Genomic DNA, 7,067 nt, shown 5'->3' with positions numbered 1-7,067 from the left:
ATTGCTTTCGACGCGACATGATGAACACGCCGACCACCAGCGCCCAGGCGGGCAGGATCCACGCGATGTGGATCGAGGTGGTGACCGCGATCAGCATGAAAACCGCTGCCGCCGTGGACAACAGCGTCAGCCAGCGCGGGAACGCGCCGGTGATGCGGGCGAGATTGGCCAGCGAGAGCATCAGGACCGCCCCGAGCCGGGGCGCGATGACGGTCACCAGGATCATGCCCAGGCCGTGACTGACCGGGTACGCGTCCGCCGCCGCGTCCGGACTCACCTGGTCGGCCAGGGTGGCCGGTACCGCGAAGGCGCTGATCGAGGTGAGCAGGGTGGCGATCAGCAGCAGCCCGCTCCCGAGGAACACGGTGGCGAACAGCTGATCCTCACCGGCGCCGAGGCGACGGCGGATGGTGCCGATGAACCACAGCAGCGCCACCGAGGCCACCAGCATGATCAGCACGACCACCGTCATCCGGGTGCGATTGCCGGACTGCGAGAACCACTGCTGCACGACCGCGTGATCGGCGCCCCAGCCGGGCATCTCACGCAGCATCTCGATCGCGATCGCGGCGAGCACCGCGAACACGATGCCGGTCAGGCCCATGGTCTCGATCGAGGCCAGGCGGCCCGGCGGCTGCTCGGCCCGTGCTATCGGATCGGTGCTCATCACGGCGTGACGATCGCGAAGTTGGGATCGGCCTTGTCCATCAGGCTGCCGAGCCGCTGCCACACCCCGGTGTCCCCCTTGGTCTGCAGGCCGTCGAACTTGCCGGTGGCCATCAGTTGCAGCAGACCGAGTTTGGTGAGCGTGACGTCGAGGTCGGCGTCACGCTTGCGGGTGGCCGGGTGATGGATGAGCGCGCCATTGCTCAGTTCCATGCGATAGTCCTCGCCGCTGTCGGTGAAATGCCAAGCGATGCTGAACTTGTCGGCCCAGGCCTTGGATCCGACGATGTTCAGTGACAGGATGTCGAACAGCTGGGTGACGCTCATGGCGAGGGCCACGGCCTGGCTGGCGGTGAGCGCGGTCGCGGTGATGCCCTGGCGGAGTTCCTGTGCGCCGGTGAGGAAACAGTTGCGCCAGGTGGCGTTCTCGGAGCCGAAGCCGAGCCGGTCGAACACCGCCGCCAGGGCTTCCTTGGCCCCGGCGTGGGACGGGTCGGCGAAGACCGCGTGGCTGCCCAACTCGGCCGCGAAGCGCAGGTCGCCCGCGTCCGCGAACTCCTTCACCTTGGCCACGGTCGCGTCCACGCCGCCGAGCAACTTCACGTAGCGGGTGGCCTGCTCGGTCGGCGGCAGCAGCCACAGGTGCGCCGGATTGGCGTCGTACCAGCCGACATAGCGCTGGTAGATGCCCTTCACATCATGGCTGATGGAGCCGTAGTAGCCGCGATTGTTCCACTGCGCGGCCAACTCCGGCGCGAGCGGGAAGTCCTCGGCGATCTCGGTGCCCAGTTCGCCCTGGTTCATCCGGCGCACGGTCTGGTCGTGCATGTAGGCGTAGGTGTCGCGCTGCTGGGTGAGGAACTCCTCGATATTGTCCCGGCCCCAGGTCGGCCAGTGGTGCGAGGCGAACACGACGTCGGCGCGGTCGATGAACATCTCGATCGCCTCGGCGATGTAGCGCGACCACATGCGGGCGTCGCGGACCTGCGCACCGCGCAGGGTGAGGATGTTGTGCAGGGTGTGACAGGCGTTCTCGGCCATGCACAGCGCGTTGCGGTCGGGGAGCAGGAAGTTCATCTCGGCCGGGGCCTCGGTGCCGGGCGTCATCTGGAAGATGAACCGCACGCCGTCGATCTCCTCCTCCTGCCCGGTCGCGGTGATGTCGAGAGTCGGTGCCAGCAGGCCGAATTCGCCGGCCGAGGCGACCGGCCCCAGGCCCATGCCGACCATGCCCTTCGGATTGCGCGGCAGCGTCGCGCCCGCGTAGTACATGCCGCGGCGCAGCATGGCGGTGCCCGCGTACACGTTCTCCGAGATGGCGTGTTCCATGAAGTGCTCGGGCGCGATGATCGGCACCGTGGTGTTCTCGTCGACCACGCCCAGCACGCCGCCGAAGTGGTCCGCGTGCGGGTGGGTGTAGATCACCGCGGTGACCGCGCGGTCGCCGCGGCTCTCCCGGTACAGCTTCAGCGCGGCTTCCGCGGTCTCGGCGCTGACCAGCGGGTCGACCACGATCACGCCGTTGTCGGACTCGATCAGCGTCATGTTCGAGATGTCCAGGCCGCGAACCTGATAGATGCCTTTGCACACCTCGTACAGACCGTGGATCGCGGTCAGCTGGGACTGCCGCCACAGGCTCGGGAGCACCGTGTCGGCGCCCTCGGCCTTCAGGAAGTCGAAGGAGTCGGCGTCGTAGGCCACGGCGCCGTTCTTGCCGGGGACCAGGCCGGGCTCGAGCCGGGAGATGAATCCCCGATTGGCATTGTCGAAATCGGTGCGATCGACGGGTGCTGCTGTCATCGTGCTGTCACCTCACTGTTGGGTTTTCCGACTGTCGATCCAGGTGGTTCCGAGGTCGACGGCCTTGGCGACCGGCCCGAAGATCTCGGGCTCGGACCCGACGATGCCGTCGACGCCGAGCTCATCGGTGAGCCCGGTGTGTTTCAGGACCTGTGCCAGTTCCGGTTGCACGTCCGCGAGCACGAGTCGCCCACCGGCGCTGTGCAATTCGCGGTTGTAACGTTCGAGGAGAACAGGCCGCCGCCCAGATTGGCGATGCCCTGGGCGGTGAAGTCGGCGTTGACGCTCGAGCGGCTGCCGTCCGGGTTGGGCATGGACGGTGCGACACTGGCGGCCTGGGCCAGCGCGACCAGCGCCACCGACAGCGCGCCGGCGGTCAAGTGCGGCACGGCGTCCCAGTTCGGAAGCGACAGCCCGGGCAGCGCGCCGGGGATGCTCGCGATAAGTCTTTAGCTGTTGGTTTGCCGATGCGTTGCCGGATACGTGCCGCGCTTGCGCCCACGCGTATGTCTCCTCGCTGCCCGATCAGCCGTCGACAAGCTTGAACCCAGATCAAGTAGAACGCGGCGCGCCGCGTCCGGAAACAGCCTTGCATAGATCGGGCGAACTTCCGGCAAATTGAGACCGGTCTGTTGCTCAGATTGACCCCTGGACGAATCCGGACCTACGTCTCAGGATGAGACCTGATCTTCACCGGTGAGGAGTGGCATGGTGGCCGAGCAGCGCGTGGACTGGCTGACGGGTGGGGTGCGGCGATCGGTCGCCTCGGATCGGATCGTCGCGATCGCCTCGGAACTGTTCCAGACGCGGGGCTTCGACCGGGTGGGCATGGACGATGTCGCGGGGGCCGTCGGCTGTTCGCGGGCAACGCTCTATCGGCACTTCCCCGGCAAGGCCGCACTGTTCGACGCGGTCATGGCCAAGTCGGCGGTGGGGGTCGCCGAGCGGGTGGCCGCGACCGTGCGTCGCTACGAGGGTTCGCGCCGGATCGTCGAGGCGATCCTGGCCTCGGTGGCGGCGGTGCGCTCGGATCCGGTGCTGGCCAAGGGATTCGCCGGCACCCGGGCCGGCGGCAGTGACGGCGCGTTCGCCAGCTCGCCGGAACTCGGGCGGATCGCGACCCTGCTCACCGGCGTGGCGCCGGATGACGAAGCGGTGCAATGGATCGTGCGCATCGTGCTCTCACTGCTGACCTGGCCGCTGGCCGATGCCGCGAGCGAGCGGCGGATGGTGGAGCGCTTCATTCGCTGAAACCGGGCCCGGACGGGCCCTTGCCTACTGTCTGGGACAGTCCTACACTTGGTTGATCGAACACGCGGTACTAGGTACTTCGTGTCGCACCAAGGATGGTCCAGATGGCGAATACCCTTCCGGCGCAGACCTATCCCCGGGCCCGCCGTATCAGATTCCGATTCGATCGCGCTTCCAGCGACAAGTACTTCGTCGAGAACGACATGGTCTACAGCCATTTCGTGGCCGGCATGTCCGGCGGCTTCCCGGCGGGGGAGAAGTCCTTCATCCGCTCGGTCCGCCGGGTGGCCGACCGGGTCACCGATCCGGTGCTGAAGAAGCGGGTGACCGGCTTCGTCGGACAGGAGGCCATGCACGGGCTCGAGCACCGCAAACTCAACGAAAAGCTGGTCGAGCTGGGCTATCCCATCGCCTGGCCGGACTCGCCGCGAGCCGTCGAGCGCATGCGGTGGATCGAGGAGCTGCGCCCCGGCTTCCACCCCGACGACATCGACACCTCCGCCCTGCTGTCCCGGTGGCAGTCAGAGCTTTTCGGCGACGACGGCCAGCTCGTCGACCACCTGAAGTAGTCACAACTCCATTGCCAGAAAGGACCGGCCAATGACGATCGGTCGGCAGGACTCCACGTCCCTCATGCCCTACCCGAAGGTGCGGCGCATGCGTTTCCGGTTCGGCGACCCCGAGCCGATGGCGCACCAATTCGTCCGGGGCGATATCCCTTTGACACATCTGATCGCTGTGCTCTCCGGCGCGTTCCCGCCGGGCGAGGAATCGTTCATCCGCTCGGTGCGCAAATTCTCCGGGCAGGTCACCGATCCGGTGCTCAGGAAACGGGTGGCCGGATTCATCGGGCAGGAAGCGGTGCACGGGCAGCAGCATCGGCGGTTGAACGAGCAGCTGATCGAGAACGGCTTCCCGATCGTCCGGCTGTTCACCTTCACGCCGGGCGCGCTGCGCGAACACGGGGTGATGGCGATCGAGAACGCGGTGCCGCCGGAGGTGCATCTGGCGTTCACGGCCGCGGCCGAGCACTACACGGCCACACTGGCCAAACGGATTCTCAGCAGCCAGGAGATCCAGGACATTCCGGGGGATCCGGAGGTGTGGCATCTGCTGAACTGGCACGCCTTCGAGGAACTCGAGCACAAGTCCGTGGCGTTCGACGTCTTCCGGGCCACCGGCGGGACCGAGGTCGTGCGGATCGGGGTGATGGCGGGGATGTACGTGTTCACCATCCCGGTGGTGTCGCTCGGCGTGCTCGCCTCGATCCTCAGCGATCCGCGCAGCTGGCGGCCGTGGCAGGTGGCGCGGCAGACGGTGCGGCTGGCGCGCGGGCCCATCGTGAAGGGCCTGTTGAAGGAGATGCGGCCCTATATGCGGCCGGGCTTCCATCCCGACGATATCGACACCGACGCGCTGCTCGCGCAATGGCAGCGAGAGCTTTTCGGCGCGGACGGCGAACTGTCCGACCGTATCGGCTGAGCCGGAGGAGACCGACATGGCAACACAGCGCGGTGGCACGGGTGCGCCGTCCGCCGTCCGGCCCGACCACGAGGTCATCGTGGTCGGCGCCGGATTCGGGGGCATCGGCAGCGGGATCGCACTGCAACGGAGGGGAATCCACGATTTCGTGATCGTGGATAAATGGGATCGGGTCGGTGGCACCTGGCACGCCAATACCTATCCCGGTGTGGCGGTGGACATTCCGTCGTTCATCTACAGCTTCTCCTACGAGCAGCGCGGGGACTGGTCGCGGATCTTCGCGCCCGGCACCGAACTGCGGGACTACGCCGAGGGCATGGTCGACAAGTATGGGCTGCGGGAGAAACTGCGGCTGAACACCACCATCATGGCGGCCGACTTCGACGACCGGAACAGCCTGTGGCGCTTGCGCACCGACGGCGGGGAGCAGCTCACCGCGCGGTGCATCGTGCTGGCCATCGGCGGGCTGGAACGGCCCAAGATGCCCGACATTCCCGGACTCGACGACTTCGGCGGGACGCTGGTGCACACGGCGCTGTGGGATCACGATGTCTCCCTGGCCGGGAAGCGGGTGGCGGTCATCGGCACCGGAGCCACCGCGCTGCAACTGATTCCGGCGATCGTGGACGAGACCGAGCATCTGACCGTGTTCCAGCGGACGCCCATCTGGGTGTTCCCGAAGAACGACGCCGAGGTCGGGCCGCTCGGGCGGATGGTGTTGGGCAATACCCGGATTCGCACCGCCTTGCGCCTGGCCGGAAATCTCGGCACCGAGGTCGCCATGAGCGGCATGGTGGCCGGACCGGCCTGGCTGACCTCGACCGTGCGCCGGGCCGCCGAGGCGCCGATCCGGCGCTGGATGCGGTCCCAGGTCCACGATGCGGACCTGCGGGAAAAGCTCACGCCGCGTTACGGATTGGGCTGCAAGCGGCCGTCCATGTCCAATGACTACCTGCGGACCTTCAATCGGCCCGACGTCAGCCTGGTCACCGACTCCATCGCGCGGATCACCGAGCGCGGGGTAGTCACCGTGGACGGCGCCGAGCACGAGGTCGACGTGCTCGTCTGCGCCACCGGCTTCAAGCTGTGGGAGAAGGGCTCCATTCCGCCGTTCCCGGTGCGCGGGCGTGGCGGGCAGGATCTCGAGAAGTTCTGGGACGAGCACCGATACCAGTCCTACCAGGGTGTTTCGGTGCCCGGATATCCGAACTCGTTCACCATCACCGGGCCGTACGGGTTCGTACTGGGTTCCTACATCTGGATGATCGAGGCCACCTCGGCGCATCTGGCGCGGGTCATCGCCGAGTCCAAGGCGCGCGGCGCCACCGAGGTCGAGATCCGGCAGGAGGTGCACGACGAGTACTTCCAGCAGTGCCTGCGACGGCAGCGGAAGAACTTCCTGTTCACGCCGGTGTGCGAGGGCTCCAACACCTACTACCTCGACAATCACGGCGATTCGCCGTTCCGGCCGTCCACGCACGGCGAGATGTACTGGCAGAACCGGCATTTCGATCTGGATGTCTACCGCTACACGGTGGGTGCGCCGGTCGCGGCCGAGACGGTCGCGCTCTCGGAGGAGGTCTCGTGAAACTCAATGCCACCGATCCGAAGCTGGTGGTGGTCACCGGCGCGGGCAGCGGGATCGGGCGGGCGACGGCACTGCGGTTCGCGCGCATGGGTTCCCAGGTGATCGTCTCCGATATCGACAAGGACGCGGCGCTCTCGACGGTGGCGCTGATCCAGGCCGAGGGGACCCAGGCCCTGTCGATGGACCGCATTCAGGCGGCCGGTGAGCTGGTCTTCGGCAGGAGAGCGCCGTGACCGCTCGCGCCCACCAGCTGAAGGTGCGTGAAGTCATCAGCGAGACC

At 67.1% G+C, this 7,067-nt stretch carries 8 protein-coding genes and 1 pseudogene; 5 read left to right on the top strand and 4 right to left on the bottom strand.

Going from position 1 to position 7,067, the window contains the following annotated elements:
* From ACFV4K_RS33935 to ACFV4K_RS33920, 4 genes are all read right to left on the bottom strand, one after another.
* Positions 1-667, bottom strand: a 667-nt coding sequence (locus ACFV4K_RS33935) for a hypothetical protein (RefSeq protein ID WP_379280387.1), incomplete at its 3' end; no start/stop codon positions are given.
* Positions 667-2,466 (bottom strand): alkyl/aryl-sulfatase, encoded by a 1,800-nt coding sequence (locus ACFV4K_RS33930; protein ID WP_379280386.1) that lies wholly within the window; start codon positions 2,464-2,466, stop codon positions 667-669. The genes ACFV4K_RS33935 and ACFV4K_RS33930, both read right to left, overlap by 1 nt.
* A gap of 12 nt (positions 2,467-2,478) precedes the next feature.
* Positions 2,479-2,673, bottom strand: a complete 195-nt coding sequence (locus ACFV4K_RS33925; protein ID WP_379280385.1) for a hypothetical protein — start codon at positions 2,671-2,673, stop codon at positions 2,479-2,481.
* Positions 2,610-2,900, bottom strand: a complete 291-nt coding sequence (locus ACFV4K_RS33920; RefSeq protein WP_379280388.1) for a SulP family inorganic anion transporter — start codon at positions 2,898-2,900, stop codon at positions 2,610-2,612. The genes ACFV4K_RS33925 and ACFV4K_RS33920 overlap by 64 nt, the downstream gene beginning before the upstream one ends.
* A gap of 277 nt (positions 2,901-3,177) precedes the next feature.
* Between ACFV4K_RS33920 and ACFV4K_RS33915 the strand changes: the two genes are divergently transcribed.
* The 5 genes and pseudogenes from ACFV4K_RS33915 to ACFV4K_RS33895 all read left to right on the top strand — a co-directional run.
* Positions 3,178-3,717 (top strand): TetR/AcrR family transcriptional regulator, encoded by a 540-nt coding sequence (locus ACFV4K_RS33915; RefSeq protein ID WP_379280384.1) that lies wholly within the window; start codon positions 3,178-3,180, stop codon positions 3,715-3,717.
* Between the two features lie 104 nt (positions 3,718-3,821).
* Positions 3,822-4,286: a metal-dependent hydrolase gene (locus tag ACFV4K_RS33910; RefSeq protein ID WP_379280383.1), complete on the top strand. Its 465-nt coding sequence runs from the start codon at positions 3,822-3,824 to the stop codon at positions 4,284-4,286.
* 31 nt (positions 4,287-4,317) lie between these two features.
* Complete coding sequence (locus tag ACFV4K_RS33905; RefSeq protein WP_379280382.1) at positions 4,318-5,199, top strand: metal-dependent hydrolase; 882 nt, start codon at positions 4,318-4,320, stop codon at positions 5,197-5,199.
* Between the two features lie 16 nt (positions 5,200-5,215).
* A complete protein-coding gene (locus ACFV4K_RS33900; RefSeq protein ID WP_379280381.1) occupies positions 5,216-6,787 on the top strand; it encodes a flavin-containing monooxygenase in 1,572 nt (523 codons plus the stop codon).
* Positions 6,784-6,960, top strand: a pseudogene (locus ACFV4K_RS33895) (SDR family NAD(P)-dependent oxidoreductase); the annotation flags it as partial. The gene ACFV4K_RS33900 and the pseudogene ACFV4K_RS33895, both read left to right, overlap by 4 nt.
* Positions 6,961-7,067 lie beyond the last annotated feature (107 nt).

Source organism: Nocardia sp. NPDC059764 (genome assembly GCF_042732555.1).
GTDB lineage: Bacteria > Actinomycetota > Actinomycetes > Mycobacteriales > Mycobacteriaceae > Nocardia.
Note: the sequence above shows the minus strand (reverse complement) of the source record. Positions and strands in the feature narration are given on the sequence as shown.